Consider the following 16005-nt stretch of genomic DNA (forward strand, 5'->3'; position numbering starts at 1 on the left):
GGGCCTCGGGGACGGGTCCCGACGGCCGGACAGAACAACCGGAGGACAGACCGGCAGGGCGTCAGTCAGTGGCAGAGCCACGCCCACCGGGGACCGGTCAGGAGTATCAGTGTCAGTGGCCCGCGCTACGCTCCCCGGACCCTGAGGAAACCCGGAAGGCCGCCCCCTGGAATTCGCCTACAGGAGGCGGTCTCCAGCCTTGGCGGGCCGCAGCCGGCGAAGCCCGGGAACGCGCGCCACGGTGGCGGGGCCGGCGAACGAGCACTGCGGCAGCACGTGGCCCCTCGGCGCACGGGCCCGGCCCACCGAACCGGTGTCGAGGGGACGCCCGCCCGGCGCTTGCGCCCGGGCCGGTTCACCACGAGACGTGTGAGCCTCCGGTCCGTCCGGACGTCAACCCGCGGCTGTGTCAGGAGACTTACCGGGACGGCTGCTCGATCGAAAAATCGGGTGTCGCCGTTCCGTTCGAGGCTGGTAGCGTCCACGGCGTGGCAAAGCTGAACCAGATCATCGCCGTCGAAAAGGGCGTCAAGTCCAAGTCCTTCCAGGAGCTGACGCAGGCCCACCAGGACCTGCAGAAGCCCGCGCTGCTGGCCGGGATCTCCCGCACCTACCAGCCCAAGGACGAGGAGGGCGAGCAACTGCCGCCGGAGTCGACCCGTGTGCAGCTGAAGGCCGAGGACATCCTGCGGTCCACCGCGAGCACCCTCACCCGGCTCTTCGACGTCACGGCCACCAAGGACTGGGCCAACATCGGTGCCCGCGCCGACGTGGTGGTGGACGGCCAGGTGCTCCTCGCCCAGGTGCCGGTGCCGTACCTGCTGTTCCTGGAGAAGCAGCTCACCGACCTGTTCACCTTCATGAAGAAGCTCCCGGTGCTGGACGCCTCCGAGTCATGGAACCTCGACCCGTCCACCGACTCCTGGAAGACCGAGCCGGTGCGCACCATCCGGACCAAGAAGGTGCCGCGCAACCACGTCAAGGCCGAGGCCACCGAGAAGCACCCGGCCCAGGTCGAGGTCTACTACGAGGACATCGCGGTCGGCTACTGGACTACGGTCAAGTTCTCCGGCGCGCTGCCGGCCCGCCGGGTGAACGAGCTCGCCGAGCGGGTGGAGAAGCTCCAGCAGGCGGTCAAGTTCGCCCGTGAGGAGGCCAACGCCGTCGAGGTCACCGACCAGCGGGTGGGCGACGCCGTCTTCGGCTACCTGTTCCGGTAGCCTCTTCGATCGCCCGCCCGGGGAGCCGGGCGGGTGCACCGAGCGCGCAAGGACCCCGTCCCGGGAGACCGGGCGGGGGCGCTGCGCGGTGCGAAAAGCTGACACTGATGTTGAAGCTGACCAGGGGTCACCGTGGAGGTTCGAGTCCTCCCCCCGGCACCACCGGCCGGGGTAGCCCAAGCCAGGCAGAGGCGGGCCCCGTGAATCTCAGGCTCTCGCTCCAGTCTCAGCATTCGCCGCCGAACACCGGATCGACCGGGTGCGGACGAATGTCGACGAATGCAGGTTCGAGTCCTGTCTGTGCCGCTCCGTGGCACGGTAGTTCAAAGGCAGAACGCGTCGATTTCAATCTGATCCGCCACCCTTAAACGTGCCGGTGTGCGCAATTGGGCGGCAAACAGGGGCCCGGGAGCAGGCTACGCTCCCGGGTCCTCTCGCGTTTTCCGTGGCCGTCGGCGGGTGGCGGTCACCACCGGCGCGCTGAGCGGGCCTTCGACCGGGCCGGCGCCGAAGGCCCGGGCGCACCGGCCGGGCCGGTGACGGTCAGTCGCGGCCGGCGGCGAAGGGGCCGTCGTCGAGGAAGCGGCGCAGGAGGCGGGCGAAGGCCTGGGCGTCGGCCTGCGGCCAGGTGGCGAGCGCGTCCTCGATGCCGGCGGCGAGCCGCTGCCGGGTGGCCGCGATGACGGCGCGGCCCTCGTCGGTGAGGGCGAGCAGGGTGGCGCGGCCGTCGGCCGGGTCGGGCCGGCGCTGGAGCAGGCCGGCCCGCTCCAGGCGGTCGGCGCGGCGGGTGACGGTGGTGCGGTCCAGTCCGATCTCGCGGCCGAGGTCGGCGGCGCTGGACGGGCCGGTGCGGGCCAGGCCGCTGAGGACCGGGTAGGTGAGGTCGTCGACGGCCTCCCCCAGTCCCTCGGTCAGGTGGGTGTAGAGCCGGGCGCGGGTGCTGCGCCGTAGGAGCAGCCCGAGGGCCTCGGCGATGTCTTGTCCTGTCGAGTTCTTCACCCCTCCAGATTAGCGTGCGCCGCACACGCTTTTCCGGTACAGTCACAAGCGTGCTTAAGGCACGCATCACCGATCGATCCACGGCGGGCCGCCCCCGCACGCACCCGAAGGAATCCCCATGAACCGCACCGACGTCCGCGCCGCCCTCACCGACCTCCTCCTCACCCCGGGCCTCGACCTGGACGAGGCCGCCGACCGGCACTTCGCCCCCGACTACCGCCAGCGCACCGACGGCGAGTGGGCCGACCGCACCGGATTCCTCACCCACATCGCCCACCTGCGCACGGTCGTCGCCGACGGCTCCGTCGAGGTCCACGACGAGCTCGCGGCCGGCGACCGCTACGCCGACCGCCACACCATGACCGTCGTCAAGACCGACGGGTCCACCGTCCGCATGGAGGTCTACCTCTTCGCCGAGTTCGCCCCCGACGGCCGCTTCCGCCGCATCGAGGAGACCACCCTCCTGCTCGAAGGCGCCGACGGCGACCGGAACCTCGGCAGCGCCCGCTGAACCCCGCCTCCCGCCCCTCCTCCCGCCCCCGACCCCTCAGGAGGCCGCCGTGAAACAGTTGCCGTTCCCCGACCGGCTCGACGACACCCCGGCATCGACGCCCTGAGCAGCCGGCCGCGCAAGACCAACGGGAGCGTCGTCTCCGCCCACCGCAGATTCGCCACGGGCAGAGACGGCGGCTCGGCGGCGGGAGGGAAGCTGCCGCTGGACCTGCCGCTCGACGGCACACCGCAGCCCTAGCGTGAGGTACGGCGCCGCGAGAGATCGTGATGCACCGTCAACTTCCCACTGCTCGAAAGGACTTCACGCCAACCCATGTCCAGACTCCGCTCCCGGGTCGCCGCCCTGGCCGCCCTCACCACGATCGGGCTCGGCGCCGTCGCCACCGGCATCGCCGACGCCGCACCGGCTGTTCCGGCCGCCGCTCCCGCCGTGGCCGCCGCGCTGACCGAGCCCACCCACATCCCGATGAACAGCCTGCTGAACCGCAACCAGGCCTGGTACTCGCCGAACGGCCACATCATGCTGGCCATGCAGGGCGACGGCAACGTCGTCCTGTACCGCGACACCACCCCGATCTGGGTCGCCAAGGGCGCCATCCCCAACGGCAACATCCTGGTCATGCAGGGCGACGGCAACCTCGTCGTGTACGCCGCCGACAACACCCCGCTGTGGGCCAGCAACACCGGCGGCCACCCCGGCGCCGAGCTGGCCGTCTACAACGAGGGCGCCATCGCGGTCCAGCTGAACGGCAAAGTCCTGTGGACCACCGCCCAGTCGACGCCGTCCCTGCCCCCGTGCCCGCCGTGGGGCCCGCCCTACCCGGGCCAGATCACCTGGCCGTGGTGCCCGACCTGGCCCTTCCCGAGCTGACCCCGCCCGGACGGCCGCACGCCGGCCCGTACCCCCGCTGCCCGAGGGGCCGCAGGAGTACGGGCCGGGCCCCGGCCCGCCCTGGGCCGGGCGCGGCACCGCTCGCCGCGTCCGGCCCACGTCCGGCAACCGCGCCAGCCAACCGCCACCGGCCACACCCGTGACTTCGGTGGGCTCTGGTCGCCGGGTTGGCCGTGCCAAGGTCCGCACGGCGGGCCGGGGCCCGGCTCCGGCCAGCCAGGCCCCGGCCGGAGCCGCACTCGGCGCGATCGTGCCTGACGTGAGAGCGGCCGGGATCGGTGTGAAACTGGGCACGGAAGGGGTGATCCCGTGTCGGAGCCACCGCACGCGTCCACCGGTCCCGACGCCTCCGTCAACGAGAATCGGCTGGAAGCGCTGATCATCGAGGCACAGACGGCCCTGCCGGTCGAACTGTCCGATCTGGCGAACCGGTGTGCCTCGGCCCTCGACCTGGACACCGCGCTGATCTACCTCGTCGACCTGCAACAACGGCTCCTCATCCCCCTCAACGAGGCTTTGGAGCCGCTGTCGGTGGACCGCTCGTCGGCCGGCTTGGCGTACCGCACGGTCTCCCCGCGAGTGAACGACGCCGGCGACAGCGTGATCGTCTGGATGCCTCTGGTCGACGGTGCGGAGCGGCTGGGCGTGCTGGCGGTGCGGACCGCCTCGCTCGACGGGGTGCGGATGCGCCGCAGCCGGATGCTGGCCCACCTCTTCGCCATGCTGATCACCTCCAAACGCGGCTACAGCGACTGGCTCGCGGCCCGCACCCGCACCGCGACCATGCGGTTACCCACCGAGATGCTCCGGGCCTTCCTGCCACCCCACACCATCGGCAGCAGGAGGTGCGTCTCGACCGCGGTCCTGGAACCGGCGTACGACGCCGCCGGCGACGCCTTCGACCACTCGGTGGTCAAGAACGTGCTGCACACCATGATCCTCGACTCCATGGGCCACGATCTGTCCTCCGGCCTGACCACGTCGGTCGCCATGGCGGCGGCGCGCAACGCCCGCCGCGGCGGTGGCGAGCTGGCCGACGTCGTCGGCTCCGTCGACCAGGCGCTCGCCCGGTGGCTGCCCGACCATTTCTGCACCGGCGTGCTGTGCCGGCTCGACGCGAACACCGGGGTGCTGCACTGGGTCAACTGCGGCCACCCTCCACCGCTGCTGATCCGTGCCAAGCGGGTGCTCGACGGGGCGCTGAACAGCCCCCCGCAGCCGCCGATCGGCCTGGCCGGCCACCTCGCCCCGGCAGCCCGGCAGGTCCACGAGACGACACTGGAACCGGGCGACTGCGTCCTGCTCTACACCGACGGTGTCGTGGAAGCGCGCGACGCGGACGGTGCGGAGTTCGGCCTCGACCGGTTCACCGACTTCATCATCCGCTCCTCCGCCGCCGGCCAGCGCCCGGCCGAGGTGCTGCGGCTGCTCATCCACGCCATCCTCGACCACCAGCGCAACCAGCTGCGGGACGACGCGACCATCCTGCTCTTCGAATGGCGCCCGCAGCACCAGTGACGCGGGATGGCGCGAGGTGCGGGCGCCGGGTCCGCCCCCGCCCGGCCGCCCCTGGTGCCGGGTGGGGGCACCAGGGGTGGCCGGGCGGGTGCGGGTGTCGAGGTGGTCACCCGCGGCGGGGCGTCACTGCCAGACGCGGTAGACGGCGTCGCGCGCCTGGCCGAGGTACTGCTGGTAGGTGCCCAGGTGCCAGGCCGCCCAGGAGGCCCAGCCGCGGCCGGTGCCGTCGTTGTCGATCTTGAAGGCCTTGCGCGCCGACCAGCCCATGTCCTGCCAGTTCTCGGCGGTGACGACCTCGGCGTCGTGGTAGTGGACCTCGGGGTACCAGCGCTCGTTGATCTGCCAGGCACCGAGGTCCTTGGTACCCGGGTCGGGGTCGGTGGGGAGGTTGGTGTGGACGGCCAGGCGGTTGCAGCCGGACTCGGCCATGGCGATCGCCACGGCGTAGATCGCGTCGTCGTTGCGGCCCTCGCCGGACTTGTCCTTCGCGAAGCCCGCCAGCTGGGCTTCGCGGGCGCAGGCGTCGATGCCGCTCTGGTCCCCGGCGGCGTTGGCGGTGAAGGTGGTCGAGGTGAGGCTGAGGGCCAGAACGGCGACTGAACCGGTCAGCAAGGCGCGGGTCTTGCGCAGCACGAGAGTTCTCCCTTCGATGACGGCCCGGGTCGGGCCGGGTACGGGGAAGGACGCTAGGCAGTGCGGGTAGACAGGCGATCAACGACCTTCTCGGCCGGCGCCGGGTGCGACAGGGCGGCACGGGCGCGGCCGGCGGGGGCCGAGGACCCGTATCTTCCCCGGCACGGGGACGGACTGCGGCTACCCGCGGCCTGTCCCGTGGTCAGCACGAACGCCGACGGCAATCGCCCCGGTGGGCACTGCCTCACGAGCCGCTTCCAACGGCGTTCTGGGTATCGGTTGTTGATCGGTTGTCTACCGACAACCGGCCTACGGAGAGTCCGTGTTCCGTTCGTCGTCTCCGAACGGGGTGGCCCGCAGTGTTCGCGAGTACACGCCCGGAGCGCGCCGGGCCCGGGTCGGCCGGGTGGATCCCGTAGGGTCGGCCAATGGCGAAGTACTTCGATGTGCACCCGCAGACCCCCCAGGCCCGCACCATCGGCACCGTGGCCGACAGCCTCCGCTCCGGCGCCCTCATCGCGTACCCGACCGACTCCTGTTTCGCCCTGGGCTGCCGCATGGGCAACCACGAGGGCCTCGAACGGATCCGGTCGATCCGGCGTCTCGACGACCGCCACCACTTCACCCTGATGTGCGCGGACTTCGCCCAGCTGGGGCAGTTCGTCCACATCGACAACGCCGTCTTCCGCGCCGTCAAGGCGGCCACCCCGGGCAGCTACACCTTCATCCTCCCCGCCACCAAGGAGGTCCCGCGCCGTCTGATGCACCCGAAGAAGAAGACGGTGGGCGTCAGGATCCCCGACCACGTCGTCACGCAGGCCCTGCTCGCCGAACTCGGCGAGCCCCTCGTCTCCAGCACCCTGCTGCTGCCCGGCGAGGACGAGCCGATGACCCAGGGGTGGGAGATCAAGGAGCGCCTCGACCACGTGCTGGACGCCGTGGTGGATTCCGGCGACTGCGGTACGGACCCGACGACGGTCGTCGACTTCTCCGGCGGCGCGGCGGAGATCGTGCGACGCGGGGCCGGCGACCCCACCCGCTTCGAGTGACGACACGGTCCGGCTGACGAGGCTGTGACGAGGGCGGGTGGGGGCGGCCTCCGGCCCTGGCCGACTCGGGCGGGCACCCGGGCACGCGGGCACGCGGGCACGGCCGACCGGGGGCGGACCGGGAGGGCGGACCGGGGCAGTGGCGCGGATCACAGCCGGGTCGGCGCGGCCGACGAAATGCGAAGGCCGTCAAGGTGGTTGGCACGGGCGACCACTTCCGTTCCGGCGCACACCACCGGTACCCGCGAGGAATCCCCATGACCGTCACCGAGCCCGCTGCGTCCGCCGACCCCGCCGCCTCCCGCGCGGCCGAGATCCTGTCCCGGCCCGTCACGATCAACGGGCTGACCGTGCCCAACCGCATCGTGATGGCGCCGATGACACGCAGGTTCTCCCCGGGCGGCGTGCCCGGCGAGGACGTGCGCTCGTACTACGCCCGCCGCGCCGCCGCAGGCGTCGGCCTGATCGTCACCGAGGGGACGTACGTCGGCCACGAGTCCGCCGGCCAGAGCGACGACATCCCGCGCTTCCACGGCGAGGACCAGCTGGCCGGGTGGGCCCGCGTCGCCGCGGACGTCCACGCGGCGGGCGGCACCATAGTGCCGCAGCTCTGGCACATCGGCATGGCGCGCAAGCAGGGCGACCCGCCGTTCGCCGACGCCCCCGCCGTCGGCCCGTCCGGCATCCGGCTGGACGGCACCGAGGGAACGGGGCGGGCGATGACCCGAACCGACCTGGACGCCGTCATCGGCGCGTTCGCCGAGGCCGCCACGGCCGCCGAGCGGATCGGCTTCGACGGCGTCGAGCTGCACGGTGCCCACGGCTACCTGCTCGACCAGTTCCTGTGGGCGGGCACCAACCGCCGCACCGACGCCTACGGCGGCGCCCCGGTCGCCCGGACGAAGTTCGTGGCCGAACTCGTCGCCGCGGTGCGCGAGGCCGTCTCCCCCGGGTTCCCGGTGATCTTCCGCTACTCGCAGTGGAAGTTGGAGAACTACGACGTCCGCCTCGCCGAGACCCCTCAGGAGCTGGAGGCGATCCTCGCCCCGCTCGCCGAGGCCGGCGTCGACGCCTTCCACGCCTCGACCCGCCGCTACTGGGTCCCCGAGTTCGACGGCTCGGACCTCAACCTGGCCGGCTGGACCAGGAAGCTCACCGGCCGACCCGCCATCACCGTCGGCTCGGTCGGCCTCGACGGCGACTTCGTCCGCGCCTTCGTGGGCGAGGGCGCCCCGGTCCAGGGCATCGACGACCTGCTCGACCGGCTGGAGCGTGACGAGTTCGACCTGGTCGCCGTCGGCCGCGCCCTCCTCCAGGACCCGCAGTGGGCCGCCAAGGTCCTCTCCGGCCGCTTCACCGACCTGCGCCCCTACGACGCCGCCGCGACCCGCACCCTCAGCTGACCACCGCACCCCGAGGCCCCGGCCCGCACGGCGGTCCGACCGGACCCGCCGTGCGGGCCGATCCCCGGCGTCCACAACGCCGAGCTGCCACCGGTGACGCCCGGCCCCCGCGCCGGGCGTCACCCCGAACGGGTGGAGCCGCACCGGGTGGGGCTGGCAGGCTGTACCGGTCGGGGCGCTGCCGGGCGCCCCTCGGCGCGGGGGTTCTGATGGTGGGTGGATCGGCGGCGCGGCGCGTGCCTCCCCTGGATCCGCAGGTGCGGGCCGCGGTGGTGGCCGCTGGTGAGCGGGCGCGGGAGGTGCTCACGCCGCAGTGCCTGACGGCGTGGCAGGAGCGGGACGCCGCCGCCCGGCCCCGTCCGACGCTCGACCGGTTGCGCGACGGCGGCCGGTTCGAGGTGGAGGAGGTGCGCGTGGCGCGGGCCGACGGCGAGGGCGATGTCACGCTCGTCAGCGCGCGGCCCACCGGGGTTCGCGAGGCGTTGCCGTTGCTGTACTACCTGCACGGCGGCGGGATGGTGACGGGCAACGCGTGGTCCGTCCTGCCCCGGCTGCTCCGCGCGTGGGCGCTGCCCCTGAGGTTGGCGGTCGTGTCCGTCGAGTACCGGCTGGCGCCGCGCACCCGCTTCCCCGGGGCCGTCGAGGACTGCCACGCCGGACTCCTCTGGGCGGCCGAGCACGCGGACGCGCTGGGCGTGGACGCGCGGCGCGTGGTCATCGGCGGCAAGAGCGCCGGCGGCGGGCTCGCCGCGGCCCTGGCCCTGCTGGCCCGCGACCGCGGCACCGTGGCGCCGGTCGGCCAGCTGCTGCTGAGCCCGATGCTCGACGACCGCGGCGACACCTTCTCCGGCCACCAGATGGCCGGCCACGACACCTGGGACCGCACCTCCAACGCCACCGCCTGGCAGGCTCTGCTCGGCGACCGGTACGGCGCCGCCGACCTTTCGCCGTACGCCGCCCCGGCCCGCGCCACCGACCTGTCCCGGCTGCCTGCGGCGTACGTCGACGTGGGGTCCGCCGAGACGTTCCGGGACGAGGCCGTCGCCTACGCCAACGCGATCTGGCAGGCGGGTGGCGAGGCCGAACTGCACGTGTGGCCCGGCGCCTGCCACGGTTTCGACACCATCGCCCCGCACGCGGCCCTCACCCACGACGCCCACGACGCCCGCACCCACTGGCTGCGGCGCGTCCTCCAACGGTGAACCCGGCCCGCCCCGCGACGGCGACGGCGACTGACCGCCCCGGCGGCGACGGCGTCAGGCCGGGTCCGCAGGGGTCCGCGCGAGGCGGGACTCGATCTCGTCGAGGATCGGCCGGTAGGCCTCCTCGGCCGCCCGCATCCGGGTCTCGCACTCGGCGAACAGCCGCCGGGAGCGGGCCTTGCGACCGGGCATCAGGCCGTAGCGGCGCAGGCGCACCGTGCGGTGGTCCACCATGAAGCCGGGCTTGCAGCGCACGCCGTGGGCGTGGCGCACGACGTCCTCGGCGTGGCGCAGCAGGTCCTGGCAGGCGTCGTGGGCCACCTTCCAGCGGGCGGCGTCCTGCGGGGAACCGGGCACCTCGACGCCGCGCACCACCGGCTGGACGACGTCGTCCAGGACGTCGTACAGGGTGAACTCGAGCCCCTCGGGCGCCTGCGCCCAGGACATGACGCGCCACGGCCACGCGATCAGGGTGTAGGTGCGTCGCTGTACGCGGATCACGCGGTCCCCCCGGGGTCTGTGGGCGCCCGGGCCGGGTGCCCGGCACCAGCGTAGGGGCGCGTGCCCGGGTGAGGGTGGGGGACGAAGTCCGGCGCGGACTCGATCGACACCCGACCGTTCGTCGGATGAGTCGCTCGGGTGCGGCTTGCGCTCGCCGTGGTGGCCGCGCCGCGGAGTGCGCCGCACGGCTTCACCCAGGGCAGAACGCCGCTCCCTTCCCCCGGCGCCCCGGATCCCTAGGCTGAAGGGGTGAGCACTCATGCGCCGAACGAAGCCCGCGTCATCCCCCTGCGCCCGCACGCCTCGTCGCCCGGTTCCGGTGGGGCGACCCGCGCCCCGCAGCGACCGGCGGGAGCGTCGCCGGCGCCCGCGCCGAGGGAGCCCCTGTGGCGCGACCTCGTCGGCGATGCGCTGCGACGCGAACGGCTCGCCCAGGAGCGCACGTTGAAGGACGTCGCGGAGGCGGCCCGGATCTCGATGCCGTACCTGTCGGAGCTGGAGCGCGGGCTCAAGGAGGCCTCCTCCGAGGTGCTCGCGGCCGCCGCCCGGGCGCTCGGGCTCGGCCTCACCGACCTGCTCTCGCTCGCCCAGGACGAGTTGGCCCGGCACGCCCGGAGCCGGGTGGGCGGGAACCGGCCCTCGGCGCGGCACGACGGGCTCTGCCTCGCCGCCTGACCGAGACGGCGGCCGGTACGGCGGCGGTGCGGTGGTGCGCACCGCCGCCGGACCGGCCGGGGTCAGGCGAATACGCGCCGTCGGCTCAGCACCTCGTCGGCGAGCCCGTAGGCGACGGCCTCCTCGGCGGTGAGCACCTTGTCCCGGTCCATGTCCGCGCGCAGCGTCGCCACGTCGTGATGCGTGTGCCGGCACAGGACCTCCTCCACCTGCGAGCGGATGCGGACCACCTCCTTGGCCGCGAGGCTGAGGTCGGAGACCGTCCCCTGCCTGCCGCCGCTGGCCGGCTGGCCGAGCAGCACCCGGGCGTGCTGGAGCACGAACCGTCGCCCGGGATCCCCGCCCGCCAGCAGCACCGCCGCCGTCGACGCCGCCTGACCGACGCAGAACGTGGAGATCGGCGCCTGCACGAACGTCATCGTGTCGTAGATCGCCATCAGCGAAGTGAACGATCCACCGGGCGAGTTGAGATAGATCGAGATCTCGCGTTCCGGGTTCTCCGACTCCAGGTGCAGGAGTTGCGCGATGACCACGTTGGCGACCCCGTCGTCGATCTCGGTGCCGAGGAAGACGATCCGCTCGTTCAGCAGCCGGCTGAAGACGTCGTAGGACCGCTCGCCCTGCGCGGTCCGCTCGATGACGTAGGGAACCGTGTACGACCCCATGTCACAACCCCATCCGTCGGCGCGACGCGGCCGGGCGGATGTCGGCGACCGACTCCACCACCCGGTCCACGATCCCGTACTCCCTGGCCTGCTCGGCCGTGAACCAGCGGTCCCGGTCGCCGTCCCGCGCGATCGTCTCCTCGCTCTGCCCGGTGTGCTCGGCGGTGATCCGCTCGATGGCCTTCTTGGTGAACTGGAGGTTCTCCGCCTGGATCTCGATGTCCGCGGCGGTGCCGCCGATGCCCGCCGAGGGCTGGTGCATCATGATCCGCGCGTTCGGCAGCGCGAGCCGCTTGCCGGGCGCCCCCACGGTGAGCAGGAACTGGCCCATGCTGGCGGCGAACCCCATCGCCAGCGTCGAGACGTCGTTCGGGATCAGCCGCATGGTGTCGTAGATGGCGAGACCCGCGGTGACCGACCCGCCGGGGCTGTTGACGTACAGGCTGATGTCGGTGCGCGGGTCCTCCGCCGACAGCAGCAGCAGTTGCGCGCACACCCGGTTGGCCGACACGTCGTCGACCTGCGTGCCGAGCAGGACGATCCGCTGGGCGAGCAACTGTGCCGCGAGATGATCGTCGAAGCGGCTGGGCGGTGTGCCGCCCTCCTCCGCGCGGGGCGCGAACGTGGTGAGGGGAGTCATCTGGTCTCCTTGTCGAGGCGGGGATGCCGTCGACACCCACTCTTGGCCCCGGAAGACCCCCGGACGCGTTTTCTCTGCCCACCGCAGATTCGCCACGGGCAGAGCCGACGGCTCGGCCCTTGGGCGGCTGTACCGGGGATCGCCCCGCCGGATCACCACCGCACCCCGGCCCGGGGGTTGTTCCGCCGGGGCGGCTTCGGGCCTGCCGGGGCCCGCGACGAAGTTCTCCGCGACGACGCCTGCTGCCGACGGTCTCACGCGCGGCGGGCTCTGAGAACCGGCCGATCCGTGTCCGTCGGCGTGCCCGGGGCCGGGCCGGTGGGCCGCAACCCGCCGGACCGCCCCGGTACGCGGCGAACGGGCGCCTTCGGAGCGACGGCTGACGGGCGGTCGGGCGGACGGGAGGGGCCTGTGTCGATCATCCGTCGCGGGCGTGGATATCGTGGCCGCCGCCGACGCCGCGCGGCCGACTTCTCGGGCGCGCGGCCTTTCACCATGTCAGGAGAGATCTGGGTGAAGTCCCGTATGACAGCGCTCCGGAGCGCCTCGGCCGTCGCGGCGGCCGTGCTCATGGCGGTGCCCGCCGCCGCCGGCTCCGCCGAAGCAGCGCCCGCCGGCAGTCCGGTCACCAAGGCGGTGACGTACCAGGGCCGCGTCTTCCAGGTGCCCGCGGCCTGGCCGGTGGTGGATCTGGCCGTGGACCCGCAGGCCTGTGTCCGCTTCGACCAGCACGCGGTGTACCTCGGGCGCCCGGGCGAACAGCAGGTCTGCCCGCCGCGGTTGATCGGCCGCACGGAGGCGTTGCTGGTCGAGCCCGCCGCGGCGGCCGCACCGGACCGGGAGGGCTCCAACCCCGTCGCGCACACGCTCCGGGCGAACGACGGTGTCGTCGCGGTGACCGGGACGTACGACACGGACCAGCCGCTGGTGCGGCGGATCATCACCGGCGCCGGGCTCACCCCCGCGCCGGCGCACCAACCGACGCCGGCGCCCGCCGAACCCCGGACGGCCCTCGCACCGCGGTCCACCATCGCCGCGGCCCCGCCGTCCGACCCGGCCGTGGCCGCGGCGCCGGCGCTCGTACCCGCGTCGGCGACGAACTACACCGGCAAGGGGTTCGACGCCTGTACGGCGCCCTCCGGCTCCGCGATGAACGCGTGGATGACCTCCTCCCCGTACCGGGCGGTCGGCATCTACATCGGCGGTGCCAAGCGGGCCTGCGCCCAGCCGAACCTGACGGCCTCCTGGGTCCAGCAGCAGCAGGCCGGCGGCTGGGCCTTCATGCCGATGTACGTCGGCGTGCAGGCCTCGAAGATCGTCTCCCCCGCCTCCGAGGGTGCCAACGCCGCCGACGACGCGGTGAGCCAGGCCCAGGCCCTCGGCTTCGGCCCCGGCACGATCCTCTACTACGACATGGAGGACTACGCCCCGCAGTACTCGGGCGCGGTGCTCGGTTTCCTCACCGCCTGGACCAACGAGCTGCACGCCTGGGGCTACAACTCCGGCGTCTACAGCAGTTCCTCGTCCGGCATGAAGGACCTGGCCGCCAACGCCGGCAACAGCGCCTACACCATGCCCGACGCCGTCTTCAGCGCCAACTGGAACGGCCAGGAGGACACCAACGACCCGGCGATACCGGCCGGCTACTGGTCCAACCACCAGCGCGTCCACCAGTACGCCTCGCCGAAGGACCCGGAGACCTGGGGCGGCTTCACGATCGGGATCGACCAGGACTACCTCGACACCCAGCTCACCAGCGCCCCGCCGTCCCAGTCCTCCGGCTTCTTCCTCGGCGTGCGCCAGAGCTCGGGCAACTGGCCCGGCTTCAGCCCGCTGGCGGGCGGGGCGGGCGTGTTCCGCGGCTCGGAGGCCGCGATCACCGGGCTGCCGGGAGGTTCCTCGCAGGAGCTGGGCATCGGCCTGGACGGCCAGCTCTACCACGGGGTCCGCGCCGCGAACGGCGGTTGGAGCGGCTTCGCCGCGCTCCCCGGCAACGGCACGCCCACCATGGCGGCCCGCCGGGCCGGCATCGCCGGCCTGCCCGACGGATCCACCCAGGTGCTGGCGATCGGCAACGACGGCAACGTCTACCACCAGACCCGCTTCGCCAACGGCAGTTGGAGCGGCTTCGCCGCGCTCCCCGGGATCGGCACCCCGACCATGGCGGCCGGGGACGTCGCCATCGCCGGCCTGCCCGACGGATCCACCCAGGTCCTGGCGATCGGCAACGACGGCAACGTCTACCACCAGACCCGCTTCGCCAACGGCAGTTGGAGCGGCTTCGCCGCGCTCCCCGGTGTGAACAGCCCGCGGATGGCGGCCGGGCGGGTGGCCATCACGGGGCTGCCGGACGGCTCCTCCCAGGTGCTGGCCATCGGCGGCGACGGCAACGTCTACCACCAGACCCGCTTCGCCAACGGCAGTTGGAGCGGCTTCGCCGCGCTCCCCGGCAACGGCACGCCCACCATGGCCGCGCGGACGGTCGGCATCGCCGGTCTGCCGGACGGTTCGTCCCAGGTGGCGGTGGTCGGCGGTGACGGCAACGTCTACCACGAGACCCGCTTCGGCAACGGCAACTGGTCCGGCTTCGGCGCCGTCCAGGGCCCGTACGGCTCGAGCACCTTCCCGGCCCAGCGCGCGGCCATCGCCGGCCTGCCGGACGGCTCCAGCCAGCTCGTGGTCACCCGGAGCTGACCCGGGCCCGCCCCACCACCCGGCGCCCCCGCCCCCGGCACTTCTTCGGGAGGCGGGGGCGTCGGCGGTCCGTCGTCAGCTGACGGTGTCCCGGGTGTGGAGGGATGGACACTGCGCGGACCACACCTTGCCGTGGTGGATGCAGACCACACCTTGCCGTGGTGGATGTCGCGGTGCACGACCGTGGTGCCGGGCTCGAACCGGGCGCCCGACCCGGGGGTGGCGGTCACGGCCGGCCCCAGGTCCCGCCCGCGGGCTCGTGCCAGGTCGTCCGCACGACCACCCCGCCCGGGGAGATGTGCTCGCCGAACCAGGTCCGGCAGCACCCGCCGCCGCCCGGCCGGGCCGGAGTCGGCCGCGCGGCATGGGCCTGAGCAGCGGCCCCGGTGGAGTGGCCCTGGTGGATGTCAGCGGGTGCCGAAGTCCGCGTTCCAGGAGGCCGCGCCCGTGCGGGCCAGACCGACCTCGGTGTAGTTGTCGAGCATGATCCCCAGGTGGAGCGGCGACTTGATCCAGCCGTCGACGGCGGCGTCGATGTCGGTGGGGCCGTAGAAGGCGATCTCGCCGAATCCCCTCCAGGCGTAGCCGAGGCCCCGTGCGATGGTCGCCGAGTCGCAGAAGTGGCCGGAGACGCGGCGCTGGTCCATCTGGTCGGCGTTGCACTTGGCGGCCTGGGCGAGCGTCTGGTTGAGGCGCACCGCCGGCTTGCCGTTCTGGGCGCGCACGGCGTTGAGCCGGTCGAGGAAGCGCTGCTCGACGGAGGTGACCGGGCCCGTGCCGGTGCCCGACCCGACCAGGTCGAACCGCTGGGACATGCTGCCGTCGCAGTTCTCGACGGTGGCCTCCCGGTCGAGGCCGTGGTAGGTCAGGCAACGGTTGTCGAGGGCGTTGTGGAGGTAGGTGCCACCGTCGGCGGCGGGCTCCAGGGTCCACTGCTGGTTGGCGCCCGCCCACCAGTGGGTGAACTGGGTGGACCGGCCGTCCCTGGTGTCCATCTCCAGCACGCGCTCGGTGCCGTTGACGTTGCGGGCGAAGTCCACCCGGCCGCCGGGCTTGTTGGATATCCAGAACGAGGTGGAGGCGTCCTGGTAGCCGCGGGCGACGATCCGGGAACCCTCGCCGTCGGCGCTGGCCAGCGAGTTGTGGTTCTGGTGGTCCTGGATCGTGACCATCTGCTCGACCACGCCCGCGGGCGCGGCGTTCGCCGGCGCCGCGAGCAGCGTGATACTGCCCGCGGACATCGCGGAGACGGCGAGCGCCAGGCCTGCCAGCCGGGTGCGGCGGCGGGTGCCGGTGCTCGGACGGGTGCGGAGGGTCCGGGTGGACGGGTGGGACACGGGGTTCTCCTGCTGTCGGTGGACCGCCTGCGGATGCGAGTGCGGACTGGGGCAGGACACCAGG

The 16005-nt window shown here is 73.1% G+C and carries 15 protein-coding genes and 1 pseudogene; 10 read left to right on the forward strand and 6 right to left on the reverse strand.

What is annotated here, in order from left to right:
• Positions 1-488 precede the first annotated feature (488 nt).
• Both ACIOJE_RS12490 and ACIOJE_RS12495 read left to right on the forward strand, forming a co-directional pair.
• Positions 489-1220: a hypothetical protein gene (locus tag ACIOJE_RS12490; RefSeq protein WP_280677288.1), complete on the forward strand. Its 732-nt coding sequence runs from the start codon at positions 489-491 to the stop codon at positions 1218-1220.
• A 71-nt stretch (positions 1221-1291) separates the two neighbouring features.
• Positions 1292-1382: pseudogene (locus ACIOJE_RS12495) on the forward strand.
• Between the two features lie 381 nt (positions 1383-1763).
• Here the strand turns inward: ACIOJE_RS12495 and ACIOJE_RS12500 are convergent.
• A complete protein-coding gene (locus tag ACIOJE_RS12500) occupies positions 1764-2219 on the reverse strand; it encodes a MarR family transcriptional regulator (RefSeq protein ID WP_280677290.1) in 456 nt (151 codons plus the stop codon).
• Between the two features lie 118 nt (positions 2220-2337).
• On the opposite strand from ACIOJE_RS12500, the gene ACIOJE_RS12505 reads away from it, so the two are divergent.
• The 3 genes from ACIOJE_RS12505 (at position 2338) to ACIOJE_RS12515 (ending at position 5142) form a co-directional block, all read left to right on the forward strand.
• Entirely contained in the window at positions 2338-2730 is a 393-nt protein-coding gene (locus ACIOJE_RS12505) for a nuclear transport factor 2 family protein (RefSeq protein ID WP_280677292.1), read from the forward strand.
• A gap of 315 nt (positions 2731-3045) precedes the next feature.
• Positions 3046-3603, forward strand: coding sequence for a hypothetical protein (locus ACIOJE_RS12510; RefSeq protein ID WP_400775587.1), 558 nt, complete (start codon positions 3046-3048; stop codon positions 3601-3603).
• A 330-nt stretch (positions 3604-3933) separates the two neighbouring features.
• Entirely contained in the window at positions 3934-5142 is a 1209-nt protein-coding gene (locus tag ACIOJE_RS12515; protein WP_280677296.1) for a PP2C family protein-serine/threonine phosphatase, read from the forward strand.
• 123 nt (positions 5143-5265) lie between these two features.
• Here ACIOJE_RS12515 and ACIOJE_RS12520 read toward each other — a convergent pair whose 3' ends face one another.
• Positions 5266-5775 (reverse strand): hypothetical protein, encoded by a 510-nt coding sequence (locus ACIOJE_RS12520; RefSeq protein ID WP_280677298.1) that lies wholly within the window; start codon positions 5773-5775, stop codon positions 5266-5268.
• A gap of 428 nt (positions 5776-6203) precedes the next feature.
• Here ACIOJE_RS12520 and ACIOJE_RS12525 point away from each other — a divergent pair, with 428 nt between their 5' ends.
• The 3 genes from ACIOJE_RS12525 (at position 6204) to ACIOJE_RS12535 (ending at position 9429) form a co-directional block, all read left to right on the forward strand.
• Positions 6204-6824: an L-threonylcarbamoyladenylate synthase gene (locus tag ACIOJE_RS12525; protein WP_280677300.1), complete on the forward strand. Its 621-nt coding sequence runs from the start codon at positions 6204-6206 to the stop codon at positions 6822-6824.
• Between the two features lie 257 nt (positions 6825-7081).
• Entirely contained in the window at positions 7082-8227 is a 1146-nt protein-coding gene (locus tag ACIOJE_RS12530) for an NADH:flavin oxidoreductase (protein ID WP_280677302.1), read from the forward strand.
• Between the two features lie 209 nt (positions 8228-8436).
• Positions 8437-9429, forward strand: coding sequence for an alpha/beta hydrolase (locus ACIOJE_RS12535; RefSeq protein ID WP_400775592.1), 993 nt, complete (start codon positions 8437-8439; stop codon positions 9427-9429).
• 54 nt (positions 9430-9483) lie between these two features.
• On the opposite strand, the gene ACIOJE_RS12540 is transcribed toward ACIOJE_RS12535, so the two are convergent.
• Positions 9484-9930, reverse strand: coding sequence for a hypothetical protein (locus tag ACIOJE_RS12540; RefSeq protein WP_400775595.1), 447 nt, complete (start codon positions 9928-9930; stop codon positions 9484-9486).
• Positions 9931-10179: 249 nt separating this feature from the next.
• Between ACIOJE_RS12540 and ACIOJE_RS12545 the strand changes: the two genes are divergently transcribed.
• Positions 10180-10605, forward strand: a complete 426-nt coding sequence (locus ACIOJE_RS12545) for a helix-turn-helix transcriptional regulator (protein WP_280677308.1) — start codon at positions 10180-10182, stop codon at positions 10603-10605.
• 62 nt (positions 10606-10667) lie between these two features.
• On the opposite strand, the gene ACIOJE_RS12550 is transcribed toward ACIOJE_RS12545, so the two are convergent.
• Together ACIOJE_RS12550 and ACIOJE_RS12555 are read right to left on the reverse strand one after the other, a co-directional pair.
• The gene (locus ACIOJE_RS12550) at positions 10668-11270 is read right to left on the reverse strand and encodes an ATP-dependent Clp protease proteolytic subunit (RefSeq protein WP_280677310.1); all 603 of its coding nucleotides are present in this window, start codon (positions 11268-11270) and stop codon (positions 10668-10670) included.
• A gap of 1 nt (position 11271) precedes the next feature.
• On the reverse strand, positions 11272-11910 hold the full coding sequence (locus ACIOJE_RS12555) for an ATP-dependent Clp protease proteolytic subunit (RefSeq protein WP_400775598.1): 639 nt from the start codon (positions 11908-11910) through the stop codon (positions 11272-11274).
• A 525-nt stretch (positions 11911-12435) separates the two neighbouring features.
• Between ACIOJE_RS12555 and ACIOJE_RS12560 the strand changes: the two genes are divergently transcribed.
• Positions 12436-14604, forward strand: coding sequence for a glycoside hydrolase domain-containing protein (locus ACIOJE_RS12560; protein ID WP_400775600.1), 2169 nt, complete (start codon positions 12436-12438; stop codon positions 14602-14604).
• 407 nt (positions 14605-15011) lie between these two features.
• Here the strand turns inward: ACIOJE_RS12560 and ACIOJE_RS12565 are convergent, their stop codons facing one another.
• Positions 15012-15941, reverse strand: a complete 930-nt coding sequence (locus tag ACIOJE_RS12565) for a CAP domain-containing protein (RefSeq protein WP_280677315.1) — start codon at positions 15939-15941, stop codon at positions 15012-15014.
• Between the last annotated feature and the right edge of the window lie 64 nt (positions 15942-16005).

Source organism: Kitasatospora sp. NPDC087861, assembly GCF_044742585.1.
In the GTDB taxonomy this organism is placed as follows: domain Bacteria; phylum Actinomycetota; class Actinomycetes; order Streptomycetales; family Streptomycetaceae; genus Kitasatospora.